18 protein-coding genes are annotated in these 22,034 nt (G+C 60.3%); 1 reads left to right on the forward strand and 17 read right to left on the reverse strand.

Going from position 1 to position 22,034, the window contains the following annotated elements; all coding sequences use genetic code 11:
* Window positions 1-39: 39 nt before the first annotated feature.
* The gene (fghA, locus tag BM019_RS06460; RefSeq protein WP_162094495.1) at window positions 40-891 is read right to left on the reverse strand and encodes an S-formylglutathione hydrolase; all 852 of its coding nucleotides are present in this window, start codon (window positions 889-891) and stop codon (window positions 40-42) included.
* Between the two features lie 83 nt (window positions 892-974).
* The gene (locus tag BM019_RS06465) at window positions 975-2,087 is read right to left on the reverse strand and encodes an S-(hydroxymethyl)glutathione dehydrogenase/class III alcohol dehydrogenase (RefSeq protein ID WP_007924035.1); all 1,113 of its coding nucleotides are present in this window, start codon (window positions 2,085-2,087) and stop codon (window positions 975-977) included.
* A gap of 106 nt (window positions 2,088-2,193) precedes the next feature.
* Here BM019_RS06465 and BM019_RS06470 point away from each other — a divergent pair, with 106 nt between their 5' ends.
* A complete protein-coding gene (locus tag BM019_RS06470; RefSeq protein WP_009047227.1) occupies window positions 2,194-3,090 on the forward strand; it encodes a LysR substrate-binding domain-containing protein in 897 nt (298 codons plus the stop codon).
* Between the two features lie 162 nt (window positions 3,091-3,252).
* Here BM019_RS06470 and ispD read toward each other — a convergent pair whose 3' ends face one another.
* From ispD to bamA, 15 genes are all read right to left on the reverse strand, one after another.
* A complete protein-coding gene (ispD, locus tag BM019_RS06475; RefSeq protein ID WP_092417868.1) occupies window positions 3,253-3,960 on the reverse strand; it encodes a 2-C-methyl-D-erythritol 4-phosphate cytidylyltransferase in 708 nt (235 codons plus the stop codon).
* On the reverse strand, window positions 3,957-4,235 hold the full coding sequence (gene ftsB / locus BM019_RS06480; RefSeq protein WP_007924039.1) for a cell division protein FtsB: 279 nt from the start codon (window positions 4,233-4,235) through the stop codon (window positions 3,957-3,959). The genes ispD and ftsB overlap by 4 nt, the downstream gene beginning before the upstream one ends.
* A 172-nt stretch (window positions 4,236-4,407) precedes the next feature.
* Window positions 4,408-5,697 carry a phosphopyruvate hydratase gene (eno, locus tag BM019_RS06485; protein ID WP_009042397.1) on the reverse strand — a complete coding sequence of 430 codons (1,290 nt, stop codon included), beginning with the start codon at window positions 5,695-5,697 and terminating at the stop codon, window positions 4,408-4,410.
* A 157-nt stretch (window positions 5,698-5,854) separates the two neighbouring features.
* Window positions 5,855-6,700, reverse strand: coding sequence for a 3-deoxy-8-phosphooctulonate synthase (kdsA, locus tag BM019_RS06490; protein ID WP_092417869.1), 846 nt, complete (start codon window positions 6,698-6,700; stop codon window positions 5,855-5,857).
* 5 nt (window positions 6,701-6,705) lie between these two features.
* Window positions 6,706-8,337 (reverse strand): CTP synthase, encoded by a 1,632-nt coding sequence (locus BM019_RS06495; RefSeq protein WP_085529956.1) that lies wholly within the window; start codon window positions 8,335-8,337, stop codon window positions 6,706-6,708.
* 274 nt (window positions 8,338-8,611) lie between these two features.
* Window positions 8,612-9,940, reverse strand: coding sequence for a tRNA lysidine(34) synthetase TilS (tilS, locus tag BM019_RS06500; protein WP_092417870.1), 1,329 nt, complete (start codon window positions 9,938-9,940; stop codon window positions 8,612-8,614).
* 119 nt (window positions 9,941-10,059) lie between these two features.
* Window positions 10,060-11,007, reverse strand: coding sequence for an acetyl-CoA carboxylase carboxyltransferase subunit alpha (locus BM019_RS06505; protein WP_062823532.1), 948 nt, complete (start codon window positions 11,005-11,007; stop codon window positions 10,060-10,062).
* A gap of 140 nt (window positions 11,008-11,147) precedes the next feature.
* Entirely contained in the window at window positions 11,148-14,672 is a 3,525-nt protein-coding gene (gene dnaE, locus BM019_RS06510; protein WP_062823533.1) for a DNA polymerase III subunit alpha, read from the reverse strand.
* A 212-nt stretch (window positions 14,673-14,884) separates the two neighbouring features.
* Complete coding sequence (gene rnhB / locus BM019_RS06515) at window positions 14,885-15,517, reverse strand: ribonuclease HII (protein ID WP_092418011.1); 633 nt, start codon at window positions 15,515-15,517, stop codon at window positions 14,885-14,887.
* A gap of 11 nt (window positions 15,518-15,528) precedes the next feature.
* Entirely contained in the window at window positions 15,529-16,662 is a 1,134-nt protein-coding gene (gene lpxB, locus BM019_RS06520; RefSeq protein ID WP_175510602.1) for a lipid-A-disaccharide synthase, read from the reverse strand.
* Window positions 16,662-17,438 (reverse strand): acyl-ACP--UDP-N-acetylglucosamine O-acyltransferase, encoded by a 777-nt coding sequence (lpxA, locus tag BM019_RS06525; protein ID WP_009042389.1) that lies wholly within the window; start codon window positions 17,436-17,438, stop codon window positions 16,662-16,664. Before lpxA ends, lpxB begins: the two co-directional genes overlap by 1 nt.
* Window positions 17,435-17,875: a 3-hydroxyacyl-ACP dehydratase FabZ gene (gene fabZ, locus BM019_RS06530; RefSeq protein WP_007924058.1), complete on the reverse strand. Its 441-nt coding sequence runs from the start codon at window positions 17,873-17,875 to the stop codon at window positions 17,435-17,437. The genes lpxA and fabZ overlap by 4 nt, the downstream gene beginning before the upstream one ends.
* A gap of 109 nt (window positions 17,876-17,984) precedes the next feature.
* Window positions 17,985-19,040, reverse strand: coding sequence for a UDP-3-O-(3-hydroxymyristoyl)glucosamine N-acyltransferase (lpxD, locus tag BM019_RS06535; RefSeq protein WP_092417872.1), 1,056 nt, complete (start codon window positions 19,038-19,040; stop codon window positions 17,985-17,987).
* 3 nt (window positions 19,041-19,043) lie between these two features.
* Window positions 19,044-19,547 (reverse strand): OmpH/Skp family outer membrane protein, encoded by a 504-nt coding sequence (locus BM019_RS06540; protein ID WP_007924063.1) that lies wholly within the window; start codon window positions 19,545-19,547, stop codon window positions 19,044-19,046.
* Between the two features lie 45 nt (window positions 19,548-19,592).
* The gene (gene bamA, locus BM019_RS06545) at window positions 19,593-21,980 is read right to left on the reverse strand and encodes an outer membrane protein assembly factor BamA (RefSeq protein WP_053259798.1); all 2,388 of its coding nucleotides are present in this window, start codon (window positions 21,978-21,980) and stop codon (window positions 19,593-19,595) included.
* Between the last annotated feature and the right edge of the window lie 54 nt (window positions 21,981-22,034).

Genomic DNA, 22,034 nt, shown 5'->3' on the forward strand with positions numbered 1-22,034 from the left:
GATTGAGTCAGGGCGTGATTCTACCTGCTTTGGCGGACATTAGCCGCTCAGAGCGCGCGCATGATGCTGCAGGTGGTCGCCGATGAAGCTGGCGATGAAGAAATAGCTGTGGTCGTAGCCGGGTTGCAGGCGCAACGTCAGCGGATGACCCGCAGCTTTCGCCGCCTGTTGCAGCACTTCGGGCTTGAGCTGATTGGCCAGGAAATCGTCACGATCGCCCTGGTCCACCAACAACGGCAACTTTTCGCTGGCTTCCTGGATCAGCACGCTAGCATCCCATTCGCGCCAACGGGAGCGCTCTTCGCCCAGGTAACGGGAAAAGGCTTTCTGCCCCCATGGGCAATCCATCGGGTTGCTGATCGGCGCGAAGGCCGACACCGACTGGTAGCGCCCCGGATTGCGCAACGCGCAGACCAGAGCACCGTGGCCGCCCATGGAATGCCCACTAATGCCGCGCTTGTCCGAGGCCGGGAAATGCGCCTCGACCAATGCCGGCAGCTCCTGCACTACATAGTCATGCATGCGGTAATGCTCAGCCCAGGGCTGCTGGGTGGCATTCAGATAGAACCCGGCCCCCAGGCCGAAGTCCCACGCGCCATCCGGGTCGCCCGGCACGCCAGGGCCGCGCGGGCTGGTATCCGGCGCGACAATGATCAACCCCAGCTCGGCGGCCAGACGCTGGGCACCGGCCTTTTGCATAAAGTTCTCGTCGGTGCAGGTCAGGCCGGACAACCAGTACAGCACCGGCAGCTTGCCGCCCTGCTCCGCCTGCGGCGGCAGGTACACGGCGAACACCATGTCGCAGCCCAGCACCTCGGAATGATGCTTGTAGCGTTTGTGCCAGCCGCCGAAGCTTTTCTGGCAGGACAGGTTTTCCAGACTCATGGGCATTTCAGCCGCAGGCTTCAAGCTTCAAGCTGCAAGTTGACGGTGATCGCTCTTGCAGCTTCCGGCTTGCAGCTTGCCACTGCTCCTTAGAAATGAATGACGGTACGGATGCTCTTGCCTTCATGCATCAGGTCGAAGGCCTTGTTGATGTCCTCCAGCCCCATGGTATGGGTGATGAAGGTATCCAACGGGATTTCGCCGCTCTGGGCCATTTCCACATAGCTTGGCAACTCGGAGCGGCCACGCACGCCACCGAACGCCGAACCGCGCCAGACGCGTCCGGTAACCAGCTGGAACGGACGGGTAGAGATTTCCTGGCCGGCACCGGCCACGCCGATGATCACCGACTCGCCCCAACCCTTGTGGCAGCATTCCAATGCGGCACGCATCAGCTGCACGTTGCCGATGCACTCGAAGGAGAAGTCCACGCCGCCGTCGGTCATGTCGACGATGACCTCCTGGATCGGCCGGTCGAAGTCTTTCGGGTTCACGCAATCGGTGGCGCCCAGCTGTTTGGCGATCTCGAACTTGGCCGGGTTGATGTCGATGGCGATGATCCGGCCAGCCTTGGCTTTCACGGCGCCGATCACCGCCGACAGGCCGATGCCGCCCAAGCCGAAGATCGCCACGGTGTCGCCAGCCTTGACCTTGGCGGTATTGATCACCGCGCCGATCCCGGTGGTGACGCCGCAACCCAGCAGGCAGACTTTTTCCAGAGGCGCTTCTTTAGGGATCTTGGCCACCGAGATTTCCGGCAACACGGTGTACTCGGAAAAGGTCGAGGTGCCCATGTAGTGGAAAATCGGCTGGCCTTTATAGGAGAAACGGGTGGTGCCGTCCGGCATCAGACCCTTGCCCTGGGTAGCGCGGATCGCCTGGCACAGGTTGGTCTTGCCCGACAGGCAGAATTTGCACTTGCCGCATTCCGGGGTGTACAGCGGGATCACGTGATCGCCCACGGCCACCGAGGTCACGCCCTCGCCGATGGCCTCGACCACGGCGCCGCCTTCGTGACCGAGGATCGACGGGAAGATACCTTCCGGATCGGCCCCGGACAGCGTGTAGGCGTCGGTGTGGCACACGCCGGAAGCGACGACCCGCAACAACACCTCGCCGGCCTTGGGCATGGCGACATCGACCTCAACGATCTCAAGGGGTTTCTTGGCCTCGAAGGCAACGGCAGCGCGTGACTTGATCATCCTGGGTCTCCAGCGAATAAAAACGAGACAGGGAGTGTAAAACAGCGCCTGACGATGAATAATCCGGACAAAAGCAAAACATTATTGCTGTACAGGGATAATCACCATGAACGAGAACCGCTGGGAAGGCATCGACGAATTCGTCGCCGTGGCCGAGTGCAGCCAGTTCACTGCCGCCGCGGAGCGCCTCGGAGTGTCGTCTTCCCATATCAGCCGGCAGATCGTCCGCCTGGAAGAACGGCTGCAGACCCGCCTGCTGTATCGAAGTACCCGCCGAGTGACCCTGACCGAGGCCGGGCAGACCTTCTTGCAGCATTGCCAGCGCCTGCAGGACGGGCGCGAAGAGGCATTGCGCGCCGTCGGCGACCTGACCAGCGAACCTAAGGGCATGCTGCGCATGACCTGCGCAGTAGCTTACGGCGAGCGTTTTATCGTGCCGCTGGTCACCAGTTTCATGGGCCTTTATCCGCAACTGCGGGTGGATATCGAACTGAGCAATCGCCCCCTGGACCTGGTGCATGAGGGCCTGGACCTGGCCATTCGCCTCGGTCGCCTGCAAGACTCACGACTGGTGGCGACCCGCCTGGCGCCACGCCGCATGTACCTCTGCGCCTCGCCGTCCTACCTGGAACGCTACGGCCGCCCCCACAGCCTGTCGGAGTTGAGTCGGCACAACTGCCTGATTGGCAGCTCGGACATCTGGCAACTGGAGCAGGACGGCCGCGAGTTCTCCCAGCGGGTGCAAGGCAACTGGCGCTGCAACAGCGGGCAGGCCGTGCTGGATGCAGCGCTACAGGGGGTTGGCCTCTGCCAGCTACCAGATTATTACGTGCTGGAACATTTGCATCAGGGCACCCTGATTTCCCTGCTCGAGGCGCATCAGCCGCCGAATACCGCGGTATGGGCGCTGTATCCGCAACAACGGCATCTGTCGCCCAAGGTGCGCAAGCTGGTGGACTATCTCAAGGAGGGGTTGGCCAAACGGCCGGAGTACAAGGATTGATCCGTAGCCGCTGCGGCAGGCTGCGATCGGCTACGCAATACCCGTCATAGCGGACAACGCGGTCGATCGGCTTGAAGTACATGACGACTACAAAAAACGCGTCCCATTCCGGGCCGTTCGCAGCCTGCGGCAGCGGCTACAGGGGCCCGCGAAAAGCTACGCTCAGCGGCGATTGGCCCAACGCTGGCGCAGCCACTCCAGGTCTTCCGGACGGGTCACCTTGAGGTTGTCCGAACGCCCTTCGATCAGGAGTGGCGCCTGGCCGGCCCATTCCATCGCCGACGCTTCATCGGTAATCGCCACATCCGCCACCAGGCTGTCGGCCAGGGCGCGATGCAAGGCGCCAAGACGGAACATCTGCGGCGTATAGGCTTGCCAGATCAGGCTGCGGTCCACGGTTTCCTGCACCCGTCCGTGCTTGTCGATCCGCTTCAGGGTGTCACGGGCCGGCACCGCGAGCAGGCCGCCCACAGGATCATCCGCCAGTTCGCTCAGCAGCTTGTCCAGGTCATCACGGGACAGGTTCGGCCGTGCGGCATCGTGAACCAACACCCAGTCTTCATCCGCAGCGCCCTGGGCATGCAGATGGAGCAAGGCATTGAGGACCGATCCGGAACGCTCCGCACCGCCTTCGACCCGCTGGATCCTTGGGTCGTGGGCACAGGCCAGGGTCGGCCAGTAAGGATCGTCAAGCGCCAGGCTGACCACCAGCCCCTTCAGGCAAGGATGGTCGAGGAAACAGCCGAGGCTGTGTTCGAGAATAGTGCGCCCGCCCAGTTGCAAGTATTGCTTGGGACGGTCCGCGGCCATACGGGCACCGACGCCCGCGGCAGGAATCACGGCCCAGAAGGCCGGCAGCGACTGGATCATTGGGCCAACTGGTAGAGGGTTTCACCCTCCTTGACCATGCCCAGTTCATGACGAGCCCGCTCTTCCACGGTCTCCATGCCTTTCTTCAATTCCATGACTTCCGCGTCGAGTACACGATTGCGCTCCAGCAGGCGCTCGTTTTCAGCGCGCTGATCGGCAATTTGCTGAGTCAGGTCGGTTACCTGCGCCAAGCTGCCATTCCCCACCCAGAGGCGGTACTGCAGGCCAGCCAGCAGCAAGAGCAAGACGAGGAACAACCAATTGGGACTGCGCATCGAATATCGGGTATCCAGTGAAAAAAGACAGCCATGCCAACAACTTCGAACCTACTGACAGCACGAAGCCTGGAAGAACCAGGCTTGTGCTCTTAAGGCATCAGATTAGTGGCAAAAATCTCGCTGATGCGATTTTTCTGACCCAATCCGGTGTCTTTGTACCATCTACCGCTTAACCGCGAAACTCGCTGCGGCCGTTGTATTTGGCTTTGCCATTCAATTGCTCTTCGATACGCAGCAATTGGTTGTACTTGGACACGCGGTCGGAACGGCACAGCGAACCGGTCTTGATCTGGCCAGCCGAGGTGCCCACAGCCAAGTCGGCAATGGTCGAATCTTCGGTTTCGCCGGAACGGTGCGAAATCACTGCGGTGTAACCGGCAGCCTTGGCCATCTGGATGGCTTCCAGGGTTTCGGTCAGGGTGCCGATCTGGTTGAACTTGATCAGGATCGAGTTGGCGATCTTCTTGTCGATGCCTTCTTTCAGGATCTTGGTGTTGGTCACGAACAGGTCGTCGCCCACCAGTTGGGTCTTCTCGCCGATCTTGTCAGTGAGGATCTTCCAGCCAGCCCAGTCGGACTCGTCCAGACCGTCTTCGATGGAGATGATCGGGTAACGCTCGGTCAGGCCCTTGAGGTAGTCGGCGAAACCTTCAGCGGTGAACACCTGGCCTTCGCCGGACAGGTTGTACTTACCGTCTTCGAAAAACTCGCTGGCCGCGCAGTCCAGAGCCAGGGTCACGTCGGTGCCCAGCTTGTAACCGGCGTTGGCCACGGCTTCGGAGATCACTTTCAGCGCGTCTTCGTTGGAAGCCAGGTTCGGCGCGAAACCACCTTCGTCACCCACGGCAGTGCTCAGGCCACGGGCCTTCAGCACAGCTTTGAGGTGATGGAAAATCTCGGTGCCCATGCGCAGGCCTTCGGAGAAGGACTTGGCGCCAACCGGCTGCACCATGAATTCCTGGATGTCGACGTTGTTATCGGCGTGCTCGCCACCGTTGATGATGTTCATCATCGGCACCGGCATCGAGTAGACACCCGGAGTACCGTTCAGGTTGGCGATGTGCGCGTACAGCGGCAGGTCCTGGTCCTGAGCTGCTGCCTTGGCCGCGGCCAGGGAAACGGCGAGGATCGCGTTGGCGCCCAGGGTGGCCTTGTTGTCGGTACCGTCCAGCTTGATCATCGCCTGATCGAGGGCTTTCTGGTCGCTTGGGTCTTTACCCAGCAGCAGGTCGCGGATCGGACCATTGATGTTGGCTACGGCCTTCAGTACGCCCTTGCCCAGGTAACGGCTCTTGTCGCCATCACGCAGCTCCAGCGCTTCACGCGAGCCGGTGGAGGCACCGGACGGCGCGCAGGCGCTGCCGATGATGCCGTTGTCGAGAAGCACGTCCGCTTCGACGGTGGGGTTGCCACGGGAGTCGAGAACTTCACGACCTTTGATGTCGACGATTTTTGCCATTGTTGTAAACACTCCAAAGTTGACGAAAACGACGCAGCTGAAGGGAATCTCTTTACCGTCGGCAAGCAGGGAACAGGGGGCAGACTTGCGGACGATAAGGCTCAGGCCCGCGGGCCTGAGCGATTAATCGTGCGGTACTTTACCGGAGAAATCGGGTTTACGCGGTCTCTACCGTCGGAAAACTCTTAACCAGTTCGTCCAGGGCCTTGAGCTGGGCCAGGAAAGGTTCGAGCTTGTCCAGGCGCAGGGCGCATGGACCGTCGCATTTGGCGTTGTCCGGGTCCGGGTGGGCTTCCAGGAATAGGCCGGCCAGGGACTGGCTCATGCCGGCCTTGGCCAGGTCGGTGACCTGGGCACGGCGACCGCCAGCCGAGTCTGAACGACCGCCGGGCATTTGCAGCGCGTGGGTCACATCGAAGAACACCGGGTATTCGAACTGCTTCATGATGCCGAAGCCGAGCATGTCGACCACCAGGTTGTTGTAGCCGAAGCTCGAACCACGCTCGCAGAGGATCAACTGATCGTTACCCGCTTCCTCGCATTTGCTCAGGATGTGTTTCATTTCCTGGGGCGCGAGGAACTGGGCTTTCTTGATGTTGATCACCGCACCGGTCTTGGCCATCGCGACCACCAGGTCGGTCTGGCGCGACAGGAAGGCCGGCAGCTGAATGATGTCGCAGACCTCGGCGACGACCGCGGCCTGGTAGGGCTCGTGGACGTCGGTGATGATCGGCACGCCGAAGGCTTGCTTGATGTCCTGGAAGATGCGCATGCCCTCTTCCAGGCCAGGACCACGATAGGAGGTCACAGAAGACCGGTTGGCCTTGTCGAAACTGGCCTTGAACACGTAAGGGATACCGAGCTTCTCGGTGACCTTCATGTACTCTTCGCAGACCTGCATGGCCATGTCACGGCTTTCCAGCACGTTCATGCCGCCGAACAGCACCATGGGCTTGTCGTTGGCAATCTCGATGTCGCCGACGCGGATGATCTTCTGTGCCATCGGGGTTACGCCTTCTTCTGGTGTTGAGCCAAAGCCGCCTTGACGAAGCCACTGAACAGCGGATGGCCGTCACGTGGGGTCGAGGTGAACTCAGGGTGGAACTGGCAGGCGACGAACCATGGATGATCCTGCGCCTCGACCACTTCAACCAGCGCGCCATCGCCGGAACGACCGGAAATCTTCAGACCGGCGTCGATCAGCTGCGGCAGCAGGTTGTTGTTCACTTCGTAGCGATGACGGTGACGCTCGACGATCACGTCCTTGGCGTAGCAATCGTGCACCTTGGAGCCAGCTTCGAGCAGGCACTCCTGAGCGCCGAGACGCATGGTGCCGCCCAGGTCGGAGGTCTCGGTACGGGTTTCGACGGCACCGGTGGCATCTGCCCACTCGGTGATCAGGCCGACGACCGGGTGACCGCTGGCGCGATCGAACTCGGTGGAGTTGGCGTCTTTCCAGCCCATGACGTTACGAGCGAACTCGATCACGGCCACTTGCATGCCCAGGCAGATACCCAGGTACGGCACCTTGTTTTCGCGAGCGTACTGGACGGCGGTGATCTTGCCTTCCACGCCACGCAGACCGAAGCCGCCTGGAACCAGGATCGCATCGACGCCTTCAAGCAGCGCGGTGCCCTGGTTCTCGATGTCTTCGGAATCGATATAGCGCAGGTTGACCTTGGTACGATTGGTGATGCCGGCGTGACTCATCGCTTCGATCAGCGACTTGTAGGCGTCCAGCAGCTCCATGTACTTGCCGACCATGGCGATGGTGACTTCGTGCTCGGGGTTGAGCTTGGCATCGACCACCTTTTCCCACTCGGACAGATCGGCACCGTTGCATTGCAGGCCGAAACGCTCGACGACGAAATCGTCCAGACCCTGCGCGTGCAGCACGGCCGGGATCTTGTAGATGGTGTCGACGTCTTCCAGGGAGATCACCGCGCGCTCTTCAACGTTGGTGAACAGCGCGATCTTGCGACGCGAGGACACATCCACCGGATGGTCGGAGCGGCAGATCAGCACGTCAGGCTGCAGGCCGATGGAACGCAGCTCTTTCACCGAGTGCTGGGTTGGCTTGGTCTTGGTCTCGCCAGCGGTAGCGATGTACGGAACCAGGGTCAGGTGCATCAGCATCGCGCGCTTGGAACCGACTTCGACACGCAGCTGGCGGATGGCCTCGAGGAACGGTTGCGACTCGATGTCGCCCACAGTGCCGCCGATCTCTACCAGGGCCACGTCGGCATCGCCGGCGCCCTTGATGATGCGACGCTTGATTTCGTCGGTGATGTGCGGAATCACCTGGATGGTGGCGCCCAGGTAATCACCACGGCGCTCTTTGCGCAGCACGTGCTCGTAGACACGACCGGTGGTGAAGTTGTTGTTCTGGGTCATGGTCGTGCGGATGAACCGCTCGTAGTGGCCCAGGTCCAGGTCGGTCTCGGCGCCGTCGTGGGTGACGAACACTTCACCGTGCTGGAACGGGCTCATGGTGCCCGGGTCGACGTTGATGTACGGGTCCAGCTTGAGCATGGTGACCTTAAGTCCCCGCGCCTCCAGGATGGCCGCCAATGAAGCCGAGGCAATGCCTTTCCCCAATGAAGAAACAACACCGCCCGTGACGAATATGTAGCGCGTCATGAAAAACCCTAGAAGTCTGCGTTAAAGCGGTCCGAGCCGCCGGGGAAAGCGAAGGAAGGCCGAAGCCCCCGATCACCTGCATTAATCACAGTGCACCTTTCAAAAAAACCGCCGCGTTGGGACAGACCGGAAGAGAAAACACCGGTACGTTGCTCGCTACACATTTTTTGGAATCGCCCAGCAAAGACTGCTTGGTAATCGGCAACTCCTGCAATTCAGGCGAATCCACAGAAGTTGTATCAAGAAGGGAGCGTAGTCTACCGGAAAGGGACTTTCAGCTCAAACCTTGATCGCTCGAAGGCAGCTGCCAATGCAATTGCCAACCTTCATGGGCATTTGCGTCAAGACCTGGCAGGTTCGCCACCGCGAGCAATTCTTCGCCTCGATACAGCAGCGGCAATCTGCCACGGACGAAGGCCGGCAGACCTGCCTCATTGAGCAGACGCTTGAGGTCGCGGTGGCCGCGTCCTGGCAGTTGCATCACCTCGCCCCCCTGACGGTAACGTACTTGCAAAGGCCCTTGCGGCGCGCTACCGATGAATTGCAACCGACCATTACCCGGCAACGGCAGAGGCGCAGCGGTATCGACCCAACTCGGTGCAGACAGTACGGGCCGCAGCCAGCTATCCGACAACCACCAGACGCGCCCTGCCGCCCGCTGCACCTCGCCCTGCCCCAGCCGCCATACCGGACGGCTGTCGCCCGCGGCATCGCGCAGCGTCTGCCAGCCCGCCCAGTGATCGCTGTCCGGCAGCGGCGTGAAGCGGCTCAGCCAGTGACTCAGGGCATTGCGCTGGCGCGCCTGCGACAAGCCGAGCAAAGGCGCCAGCGCCAGGGACGGTAATCCCAGCCACTCGAACTCGGCGCCCTTGACCGCCTCTTGCAGATCGATAATGGCCAGCTCATCCAGCAACTCCCGCGCCTCGCGCAAATGCGCCGCGCTGCGCGCCATGCTGCTGGCCGCTTGTGGCCAGCGGGCGGTCAGCAATGGGAATACCTGATGGCGCAGGTAATTGCGGGAGAACTGCCGGTCCTGGTTGGAGGGGTCGTCGATCCAGTGCAACTGGTGATCCCGAGCGTAGCGTTCCAGTTCGTCGCGGGAGACATCGAGCAAGGGCCGCAGCAAATGCCCCGGCCCCAACGCACGCGACGCCGGCATGGCCGACAGCCCCCTGACTCCGGCTCCGCGCAGCAGACGGAATAACAGGGTTTCCGCCTGATCGTCGCGGTGCTGGGCCGTCAGCAGCAATTCATTGCTGTCGGTTATTTCTTCGAACACGGCATAACGCGCTTCTCGCGCCGCGCGCTCGAGGCTGGCTCCTGGTTGCACCTGCACCGCTACCACCCGCAACGGCACAGCCAACGCCTCGCACTGGGCCCGGCAATGCTCCGGCCAGGCGTCAGCCGCAGCCTGGAGGCCGTGATGCACGTGTATGGCGGTCAAAGGGGGAAGTCTGTGTCGCTGCTTGAGTTGGGCAAGCAGGTGCAGCAGGACGGTGGAATCGAGGCCACCAGAGAATGCGATGCGCCAGGCTGATCGATCCAGCCAGGGCAGGAGGCGTTGCAGCAGTTTTTGCGTGAGGGCTGTATCGAATGGGCTCATGAATGGAGCGGATCCTGAGTAGAGACCGAGCGTGCTCGCAGTGCCTGAAAAGCCTCGACCTGAATGGCCGAGGCGCCCATTTCGCGAGCAAGCCCGCCCCTACAAGGAGCGTCGATCTATCAGAGACCGTAGCTCATCAGGCGATCGTAACGACGCGCCAGCAGGGTGTCGTTATCCATCTTCTTGAGCATCGCCAGCTGGGAAGTCAGCTCGGCGCGGATCAGCGCGGCAGCGGCAACCGGATCACGATGCGCGCCACCCAGTGGCTCGCCAATGACCTTGTCGACAATGCCAAGGCCTTTCAGGCGCTCGGCGGTGATGCCCATGGCTTCGGCGGCATCCGGTGCTTTCTCGGCGGTTTTCCACAGGATCGAGGCGCAGCCTTCCGGCGAAATTACCGCGTAAGTGGAGTACTGCAGCATATTCAGCTGATCGCAGACACCAATGGCCAGCGCACCGCCAGAACCACCTTCACCGATCACAGTGGCGATGATCGGGGTTTTCAGGCGCGCCATGACCCGCAGGTTCCAGGCAATGGCCTCGCTCTGGTTGCGCTCTTCGGCGTCGATGCCCGGGTAGGCGCCTGGGGTGTCGATGAAGGTCAGGATCGGCATCTTGAAGCGCTCGGCCATTTCCATCAGGCGGCAGGCCTTGCGATAGCCTTCAGGGCGCGGCATACCGAAGTTGCGGCGAACCTTCTCGCGCACTTCACGGCCTTTCTGGTGACCGATGATCATGACCGGCTGATCGTCCAGACGGGCAACGCCGCCGACGATCGCGGCGTCGTCGGAGAAGTGACGATCGCCATGCAGTTCGTCGAACTCGGTGAAGATGTGCTCGATGTAGTCCAGGGTGTACGGACGACGCGGATGACGCGCCAGGCGTGCGATCTGCCAGCTGGTCAGCTTGCCGAAGATGTCCTCGGTCAGGGTGCTGCTCTTGTCTTGCAGGCGGGAGATCTCATCGCCGATATTCAGCGAATTGTCATTACCGACCAAGCGCAACTCTTCGATCTTGGCTTGCAGGTCGGCGATCGGCTGTTCGAAATCAAGAAAATTCGGGTTCATAGGCGTCCGTCTTGGGTCGACGTCCAAGAGAGCTTGGGCCGGCCGGTTGTCTATTCGCGCCCTACCTTAAGGGAGAGGCGCGTTCAGGTCGAGATTAAAAATTCGGGTCGAGATCGGCGCACTTTTATGGCGCCAGACCGTCAACGGTATTGGAGGAAGACGTTGTCTCGCCCGAACTGGTCACGCAGGGCTTGAATCAAGGCATCCGCCGGATCGATCCGCCAGGCTTCGCCGAACTGCAGCAAGGCCTTGGCGTCCTCCTTGGTGTATTCCATGGAGATCGGGCAAGCGCCGCGATGGCGTTTGCACAACTCCCCCAGCCAGCGTAGCTGATCGCCCTTGAGGGCTTCGGTGTGCACCTTCAGGCGCAGGCTTTCCGCCAAATTGGTACGCGCATCTTCCATGCTCATCACCCGCTTGACCCGCAGGCGCAGGCCGCCGGAGAAGTCGTCGTTGCTGACTTCACCCTCGACCACCACCATCGCGTCGGTCTGCAGCAGGGACTGGGCCGAATGGAAGGCCTCGGCGAACAGCGAAGCCTCGATCCGCCCCGAACGATCGTCAAGGGTAATGAACCCCATCTTGTCGCCCTTTTTGTTCTTCATAACCCGCAAGGCAATGATCATGCCCGCGACGGTCTGGGTATCGCGCGCCGGCTTCAGGTCGACGATGCGCTGGCGGGCGAAACGGCGGATCTCACCTTCGTATTCGTCGATCGGGTGCCCGGTCAGGTACAGGCCGAGGGTATCTTTCTCCCCTTTCAGGCGCTCCTTGAGGGTCAGTTCCTTGGCCTTGCGATGATTGGCGTAGACATCCGCATCTTCTTCGACGAAGACCCCGCCGAACAGGTCGGCGTGGCCACTGTCGGCGGTTCGCGCGGTCTGCTCGGCCGCCTTGACCGCTTCCTCCAGGGCCGACAACAGCACCGCGCGGTTGCGGTCGATGTTGGCCTGGTAGGCCTTGATTTCGTCGTGGAAGTAAGGCCCCAGGCGGTCCAGGGCACCACTGCGGATCAACGCATCGAGGGTACGTTTGTTGATGCGCTTGAGGTCAACCCGGCTGCAGAAGTCGAACAGGTCCTTGAACGGGCCACCTTCGGCACGGGCCTCGACGATCGCCTCCACCGGCCCCTCGCCCACGCCCTTGATCGCTCCCAGGCCATAGACGATGCGGCCGTCGTTATTAACGGTGAACTTGAAGTCGGAACTGTTCACATCCGGAGCATCGAGGCGCAGCTTCATGCTGCGCACTTCTTCGATCAGCACCACCACCTTGTCGGTGTTGTGCATATCCGCGGACAGTACCGCGGCCATGAAAGGCGCCGGGTGATGCGTCTTGAGCCATGCAGTCTGGTAGGACACCAGGCCGTAGGCGGCCGAGTGGGACTTGTTGAAACCGTAGCCGGCGAATTTTTCCACCAGGTCGAAGATGTTACCCGCCAGGTCGGCATCGATACCGTTGTTGGCGCAACCTTCGATGAAGCCGCCGCGTTGCTTGGCCATCTCCTCGGGTTTTTTCTTACCCATGGCACGACGCAGCATGTCGGCCCCGCCAAGGGTATAGCCCGCCATCACCTGGGCAATCTGCATCACCTGTTCCTGATACAGGATGATGCCGTAGGTCGGCGCCAGTACCGGCCGCAGGCCCTCGTACTGGTAGTCCGGATGCGGATAGGCCAGTTCGGCGCGACCGTGCTTACGGTTGATGAAGTCGTCCACCATGCCCGATTGCAACGGGCCAGGACGGAACAGCGCTACCAGTGCGATCAGGTCTTCCAGACAGTCGGGCTTGAGCTTTTTGATCAGCTCTTTCATGCCTCGGGATTCGAGCTGGAACACCGCAGTGGTCTCGGCCTTCTGCAACAGCTCGTAAGTCTTCTTGTCGTCCAGCGGGATGAAGTCGATGTTGACATCGGGCAGGTTCTTTTTGACCTGCTCGCGGTTGATGGTCTCCATCGCCCATTTGATGATGGTCAGGGTCCGCAGGCCGAGGAAGTCGAACTTCACCAGGCCGGCGGCCTCAACGTCGTCCTTGTCGAACTGGGTCACCAGGCCGTCGCCGGCTTCGTCGCAGTAGATCGGCGAGAAGTCGGTCAGCTTGGTCGGCGCAATAACCACACCACCGGCGTGCTTACCGACGTTACGCACCACGCCCTCGAGCTTGCGCGCCATTTCCCAGATTTCCGCCGCTTCTTCATCGACCTTGATGAAGTCACGCAGGATTTCTTCCTGCTCGTAGGCTTTTTCCAGGGTCATGCCGACTTCGAAGGGAATCATCTTCGACAAACGGTCAGCCAGGCCGTAAGACTTGCCCTGCACCCGCGCCACGTCCCGCACCACCGCCTTCGCGGCCATGGAACCGAAGGTGATGATCTGGCTTACGGCGTTACGGCCATACTTCTCGGCCACGTAGTCGATAACCCGGTCACGACCGTCCATGCAGAAGTCGACGTCGAAGTCGGGCATGGAGACCCGTTCCGGGTTGAGGAAACGTTCGAACAGCAGGTCGTAGGCCAGCGGGTCGAGGTCGGTGATCTTCTGCACGTAGGCCACCAGGGAGCCGGCACCCGACCCCCGGCCCGGCCCCACCGGCACACCGTTGCTCTTGGCCCACTGGATAAAGTCCATAACGATCAGGAAGTAACCGGGGAACCCCATCTGGATGATGATATCCAGCTCGAAATTCAGCCGGTCGACATACACCTGGCGCTTGGCTTCATAGTCTTCGGTGGTGTCCTTGGGCAGCAGCACGCTTAGGCGCTCTTCCAGCCCGTCGAACGACACCTTGCGGAAATACTCGTCGATGGTCATGCCATCGGGAATCGGATAGTCAGGCAAGAAGTGCTTGCCCAGCTTCACTTCGATATTGCAGCGCTTGGCGATCTCGACCGTGTTTTCCAGGGCCTCGGGCAGGTCGCTGAACAGCTCGGCCATTTCCTCGGCGCTTTTCAGGTACTGCTGATCGCTGTAGTTCTTCGAGCGACGCGGGTCGTCGAGGGCACGGCCTTCACCGATGCAGACCCGGGTTTCATGGGCCTCGAAGTCTTCGCGCTTGATGAACCGCACATCGTTGGTCGCCACCAGCGGCGCGCCGATCTTGTCCGCCAGGGCCACCGCAGCGTGCAATTGCTCTTCGTCGTTGGGACGGTTGGTACGCTGCACTTCCAGATAGAAGCGGTCCGGGAACACCGCCATCCACTCGCGAGCCAGGGTTTCCGCTTCTTGCAGGTCGCCAGAGAGCAAGGCGATACCGATCTCGCCCTCTTTCGCGGCCGAGAGCATGATCAGGCCTTCGGCGGCCTCGGCCACCCACTCGCGCTCGATGATGATCTGGCCATTACGCTGGCCATCGATGAAGCCGCGGGAAATCAGCTCAGTCAGGTTGCGATAGCCCACGGCATTCATCACCAGCAGGCTGATGCGGCTCAGTGGATTCTCGGGATCCTTGTTCGACAGCCACAAGTCGGCGCCACAGATCGGCTTGATCCCGGTGCCCATGGCCGCCTTGTAGAACTTGACCAGGGAACACATGTTGTTCTGGTCGGTAACCGCCACGGCGGGCATGCCCATGCCGGCCAACGTCTTGACCAGCGGTTTGATCCGCACCAGACCGTCAACCAGGGAATATTCAGTGTGCAGGCGTAGATGAACGAATGAAGCCGGCATAGTGATCCTGTAAGAAAGCGCGAAAACAACAAGGCCCGGAAATCCGGCGATTTAAAGGGGTCGAGCTCGGTAATACTGCGTTGAACAGCGGCTCAAAATGCTCATTGACTAACGTCAACTGCGCTTTATCACTACCGTTCGCCTTGTCTTACCTTCGCTCTTCACCCTCTAAAACAGCCGGATTGTACCGGGCCTTCGCTAAAACATCAGCCTCAGGACTGAATCTCGCCCATGTTCTCACGGGCTTCGTAGGCTTGGCGTACCGGCGCGAACGAGCGCCGGTGAATCGGCGTCGGCCCCAGGCGGGCCAGCGCTTCCAGATGAACGGGCGTCGGATAGCCCTTGTGTCCGCCTATGCCATAACCGGGGTAGATCAGCTCGAACGCCGCCATCTCGCGATCCCGGCTGACCTTGGCCAGAATCGACGCCGCGGCGATCGCAGGCACCTTGCTATCGCCCTGGACCACGGCTTCGGCAGGCATCGACAGTTTCGGGCAACGATTACCGTCGATCATCGCCAGTTTCGGGGTCACGCTCAGTCCTTCTACCGCGCGCTGCATGGCCAGCATGGTGGCATGCAGGATATTCAACTCGTCGATTTCCTCGACTTCGGCGCGGGCAATGCACCAGCTCAAGGCTTTCTCGCAAATCTCGTCGTAGAGTTTTTCGCGACGGGCCTCGGTGAGCTTCTTCGAGTCGTTCAGGCCGAGAATCGGCCGACTCGGATCGAGGATGACCGCAGCCGTGACCACTGCGCCGCACAAGGGGCCGCGCCCTACTTCGTCGACACCGGCCACCAGGTCTTCGGCATCGGCCACCAGCGAGAAATCCAGTCCCATCTGCATCTTTTCGTTACTCATACCGGTTTGCCAATCAGGCTCAACACCGCTTCAGCCGCCTGGTTGGAGGCATCCCGGCGCAAGGTGCGATGGATCTCGTCAAAACCGCGGGTCTGCTCCTGGCCGTCTTCGATCAAGGGCGACAGGGTCTGGGCCAGGGCCTCTGCAGTGGCGTCGTCCTGCAGCAGCTCGGGAACCAGCAGGCGTTGGGCCAGCAGGTTCGGCAGGGAAATATAAGGGCTCTTGACCATACGCTTGAGAATCCAGAAGGTCAGCGGCGCCAGGCGATAGGCAACGACCATTGGGCGCTTGTACAGCAGCGCCTCAAGGGTCGCGGTGCCGGAAGCGATCAATACCGCGTCGCAAGCCGCCAGCGCCTGATGCGACTGACCGTTGAGCAGGGTCAGCGGCAGGTCGCGACCGGCCAGCAGCTCTTCCAACTGAGTGCGTCGCTCGGGGCTCGCGCAGGGCATGACGAAACGCACCCCAGGACGCAAAGCGCGCAGGCGCTGTGCCGCGTCGAGGAACAATGCTCCCAGGCGCCCGACTTCGCCGCCACGGCTGCCCGGCATCAGGGCCACCAGCGGACCGTCTGGTAGGCCCAACTCAGTGCGAGCCGCAGCCCGATCGGCTTCCAATGGAATGGCATCAGCCAGGGAGTGCCCGACGAACCGCACCGGCACGCCCTTCTCTTCATAGAATTTGGCTTCGAACGGGAACAGCGTCAGCATCAGATCGCAACCTTCGCGGATCTTCAGCACGCGCTTTTGCCGCCACGCCCATACCGAGGGGCTGACGTAGTGCACGGTCTTGATGCCGGCCTGACGCAACTTGAGCTCGATGTTGAGGTTGAAATCGGGGGCGTCGATACCGATGAACACGTCCGGCTTTTCGGCGATCAAGGCCTGAACCAGTTTCTTGCGCCGGGCCAGCAGTTCGCGCAAGCGTCCCAGGACTTCCACCAGCCCCATGACCGCCAGGCGCTCCATCGGGAAGTAAGAGGTCAGCCCTTCGGCCTGCATCAGCGGGCCACCGACACCGATGAATTCAACGGCGGGATGCTGGGCCTTGAGCGCGCGCATCAAACCGGCGCCAAGAATGTCGCCGGAAGCTTCGCCAGCCACCAGCGCAATACGCAGTTTGCTCATGATTAACGGGTGATGCCGCGGGTCGAAGACTGGATCGAGTCGCGAAATACTGCGACTTCGGGAAATTGTGCAGCAGCTTCTGTCAACTCGACGAGCGCCTGATCGACGGTCAAGCCCTGGCGATACACCACTTTATAGGCTCGACGCAGGGCGTGAATTGCGTCTTCGCTGAAACCACGACGACGCATGCCCTCGAAGTTCATGCTGCGTGCCTCGGCCGGGTTACCGAACACTGTGACAAAAGCCGGAACATCCTTGCCGATCGCCGTACCCATGCCGGAAAAGCTGTGGGCGCCGATATGGCAGTACTGGTGAACCAGGGTGAAACCGGACAGGATCGCCCAGTCGTCCACATGCACATGGCCGGCCAACGCCGTATTGTTGACCAGGATGCAATGGTTGCCGATCACGCTGTCGTGACCGATATGGGCGTACGCCATGACCAGATTGTGATCGCCGAGAGTAGTCTCGGAACGATCCTGGACAGTGCCGCGATGAATGGTCACGCCTTCACGAATGACGTTGTGGTCACCAATCACCAGGCGGGTTTCCTCGCCTTTGTACTTCAGATCGGGAGTGTCTTCGCCTACCGAGGAGAACTGGTAGATACGATTGTGCTTACCGATCCGGGTCGGGCCTTTGAGAACCACATGAGGCCCGATCACCGTACCCTCGCCGATTTCCACACCGGCGCCAACGATCGACCACGGGCCAACCTCAACGTCGTCGGCCAGAATGGCCGTCGGATCGATGATTGCGCGAGGGTCAATCAAACTCATAGTTTGCGTTCCGCACAGATGATTTCAGCGGAGCAGACTGGCTTGCCGTCGACCGAAGCCTGGCATTCGAATTTCCAGATCTGGCGCTTGCAGCTAATGAACTTGGCTTCCAGGATCAACTGGTCACCCGGCAGCACCGGCTGGCGGAAGCGCAGCTTGTCGGAACCGACGAAGTAATAGAGGGTGCCATCGGCCGGCTTCACGTCCAGCATCTTGAAACCAAGAATGCCCGCAGCCTGAGCCATGGCTTCGATGATCAGCACGCCCGGCATGATTGGATGCGCGGGGAAGTGACCATTGAAGAAAGGTTCGTTGATGCTGACATTCTTGTAGGCACGAATGCACTTGCCCTCAACATCCAGGTCCACTACCCGGTCCACCAACAGGAACGGGTAACGGTGAGGCAGGTATTCGCGAATCTCGTTGATGTCCATCATTTCGGGGGGAAGCCTGTAGTAAAGATTGGGAGCGTGCGACTAACGCACACTCCTCTAGCAAATCAAGGAGGCAGTCTAACGGCTGTGCACACTTGATATGGAAATGGTATCAGCCATCTGATGAAGCTTTACCGTCGGGGGTCACTTCCCCAACGCGCTTTTCCAGTTGTCGCAGGCGTCGCGCGAGATCATCGAGCTGACGGATGCGTGCCGCGCTTTTGCGCCACTCGGCAGCAGGCTGCATGGCTGTACCGGAAGAGTAGGCACCCGGCTCGGTAATCGAGTGGGTCACCATGGTCATCCCGGTCAGGAAAACGTTGTCGCAAATATCGATGTGACCAACCAGCCCGACACCGCCGGCGAGCATGCAGTGCTTACCGATCCGGGTGCTGCCGGAAATACCGACACAGGCTGCCATGGCGGTGTGATCACCGACCTGGACGTTGTGGGCGATCTGAATCTGGTTATCCAGCTTCACGCCATTACCAATGACGGTATCGGCCAGCGCTCCGCGATCGATAGCAGTATTCACACCGATCTCGACATCATCGCCAATGGTGACACCGCCAATCTGCGCGATCTTCTGCCAGATGCCCTTCTCGTTGGCGAAACCGAAACCTTCGCCGCCCAGTACCGCACCAGACTGAATGACCACACGCTTGCCGATACGCACATCGTGATAAAGCGTCACGCGCGGAGCCAGCCAACCGCCCTCGCCGATCTGGCAACGAGCACCGATAAAACAATGAGCACCGATCGTGACGCCCGCGGCGATTTGCGCCCCGCTCTCGACGACCGCAAACGCGCCAACACTGGCAGCCGCGTCGACCACAGCATCCTCGGCAATGACCGCAGTCGGATGAATACCGGCCGGCGCTTTGGGCTTGGGATCGAACAGGTGGGAAATCCGCGCGTACGACAGGTAGGGATCGGCCACGACCAGGGCATCACCGGCATAACCTTCGGCATCCGCCGCCTTCAGCAGCACGGCACCCGCCTGGCTGTCAGTCAGATACTTACGGTATTGGGGATTTGCCAAAAAGCTCAACTGAGCTGGGCCAGCCTCCTGCAAGGTGGCTAGCCCAGTGATTTCTTTCTCTGCGGAGCCACGCAGGGTGGCTCCGAGGAACTCGGCCAGCTGGCCGAGCTTTATAGTCGCTGTCATGGGTTACTTCAGCTGATTCATGCGCTCGATAACCTGGCGAGTGATGTCGTACTGAGGTTTGACATCAATCACTGCGCCACGCTCGAACACCAGGTCAAAACCACCTTTCTTGATGACTTCTTCCACGGCGCTGTCGAGTTTCGGCTTCAGTTGCTTGAGCATTTCACGATCGGCAACGGCCTTGGCTTCGTTCAGTTCCTTGGACTGGAACTGGAAGTCACGGGCTTTCTGCTTGAATTCAAGCTCCAGACGCTCACGCTCGCCTTGCTGCATCTTGTCGCCACCGGCAACCAGACGATCCTGAATGCCCTTGGCACTGCTTTCCAGGGTTTTCAGCTTGTTCAACTGCGGGCCGAACTTCTTCTCGGCGTCCACTGCGTATTTCTTCGCAGCATCGGATTCCAGCAGTGCCATCTGATAGTTCAGCACGGCGATTTTCATGTCGGCGAAGGCCGGACCTGCTACCAGGACAGTCGCCAGGAGAACCAATTGAGTCAACTTACGCACGATGCACTCCTACAAAATCCATTGTCGTTATCTTGGGTCGGACTCTTAGAAAGTCTGACCGAGGGAGAATTGGAACACCTGGGTTTCAGCGTCGTCAGGTTTCTTGATCGGCATCGCCAGAGCAAAGCTTAGCGGGCCCAGAGCGGTTACCCATGTCACGCCGACACCCACGGAACTGGCCAGATTGCTCAGGCTGATGTCGTTACACTGTGTATTGGACGGTGTGCCGTTGGTGTTGGTGGTCTTCTCGCACTTGGAGTCGAATACGTTACCCACATCCCAGAACACGGAAGTCCGCAGCGAGCGTTGATCCTTGACGAACGGCATCGGGAACAACACCTCGACACCACCCTGGATCAGCACGTTGCCACCGAATGGCAGGGCATCCTGGTCCGGGTCAAGCGAGGTACCGGCGTTGCCTGTCGCACCCACACCACGACTCGGAGTACTGCGAGGACCCAAGGTACTGTCCTTGAAACCACGGACCGAGTTGAAACCACCAGCATAGTAGTTTTCATAGAACGGCAAGCCGTCGGTCGAACCATAACCGTCGCCATAACCCAGCTCGGTGTGCAGGCGCATGGTGTAGGTATCGGTCAGCGGCTGGAACAACTGGCCACGGTAGTCGAGTTTGAAGAACGACAGGTCGCTACCTGGAGTAGTGGCTTCCAGCACCAGGCTTTGGGAATGACCACGGGTCGCCAGGACACCTTTGTTCAGGGTCGACTCGGACCAGCCGGCCGAAGCCTTGAAGTTCAGGTAGTTGTCGCCTTCGCGGTTCACGAAGTCGAAGATTTCGTCGACGGTATAACGACCGGTCTTGATCTTGTCTTGCTGCGCGGTCAGGCCGAAGGTCAGACGCGAAGTCTCGCTGATCGGGTAGCCAACGCTGACGCCGGCACCCAGGCTGTCTACCGCATAGCTCGCCACGTCGACATCGAGGTCGTCGTAGTCAGTGGTGCGATAGAACGCGTTGTAACCCAGGCTCACACCATCGGCAGTCCAGTAGGGGTCGACATAGCCGAAGTTGTAACGGCTCTGGTATTCGCTGCGAGTCAGGCCGATGCTGACCTTGTTACCGGTGCCCAGGAAGTTGTTCTGGGTGATCGAACCACCGAGGATCAGACCGGCGCTCTGGGCGAAACCGACGCTGGCGGTGATCGAACCGGAAGCCTGCTCTTCTACTGCGTAGTTGACGTCTACCTGGTCGTCGACACCTGGCACGGCCGGGGTTTCAACGTTGACTTCCTTGAAGAAGCCCAGACGCTCCAGACGGGTCTTGGACTGGTCGATCAGGTAAGTCGAAGCCCAGCCACCTTCCATCTGACGCATTTCGCGACGCAGCACTTCGTCCTCGGACTTGGTGTTGCCGCGGAAGTTGATGCGGTTCACATAGGCACGCTTGCCCGGATCGACCACGAACGTGATATCGACCGTGTGGTCTTCGTCGTGCGGCTGCGGAACGCCGTTGACGTTGGCGAAGGTATAACCCTCGTTACCCAGGCGACGGGTGATCAGCTCGGAAGTGGTGGTCATCAATTTACGCGAGAACACCTGGCCCTTCTCGACCAGCAGCAGCGACTTGACCTGGTCTTCAGGCACTTTCAGGTCACCGCTGAGCTTCACGTCACGAACGCTGTACTTCTCGCCTTCGTTGACGTTCACAGTGATGTAGACATGCTTCTTGTCCGGGGTGATCGAAACCTGGGTCGAAGCGATATCCATGTTGATATAGCCACGGTCCAGGTAATAGGAACGCAGGCGCTCCAGGTCACCGGACAGCTTCTCACGCGCATACTTGTCGTCGTTCTTGAAGAACGACAACCAGTTGGTGGTTTTGAGTTCGAACAGTTCGACCAGGTCTTCGTCCGGGAATACGGTGTTGCCCACGACGTTGATGTGCTGGATGGCAGCGACGGTGCCTTCGTTGATGTTGACCTTCAACGCCACACGGTTGCGCGGCTGCGGCACCACTTCGGTATCGACGGTGGCCGAGTAACGGCCCTGGGCAACATACTGGCGCTGCAGTTCGTTACGCACACCCTCAAGGGTCGCACGCTGGAAGATTTCGCCTTCCGCGAGACCGGATTGCTTGAGGCCTTTCATCAAGTCTTCAGTGGAAATCGCCTTGTTGCCTTCGATTTCGATACTGGCGACGGATGGACGCTCGACTACCGTGATGACCAGGACATTGCCATCGCGGCCCAGCTGGATATCTTGAAAGAAGCCGGTTTTGAACAGCGCACGAGTGGATTCCACCAGACGACGATCGTCCGCCTGCTCACCGACGTTCAGCGGCAAGGCCCCAAAGACGCTACCCGCGGAGACCCGCTGGAGGCCGTTGACGCGGATATCGGAGATAGTGAAGGACTCGGCGTGAACTTCGGCGATCATCAATACGGAGAGAACCGCAGTTAGCAGCAGACGTTTCATGAAGTCCTTTCTTATTCCAACTGGCAATAAAGAAACTGCCGCAAAATGCGGCAG

Source organism: Pseudomonas sp. NFPP07 (assembly GCF_900115645.1).
Classification (GTDB): Bacteria; Pseudomonadota; Gammaproteobacteria; order Pseudomonadales; family Pseudomonadaceae; genus Aquipseudomonas; species Aquipseudomonas chlororaphis.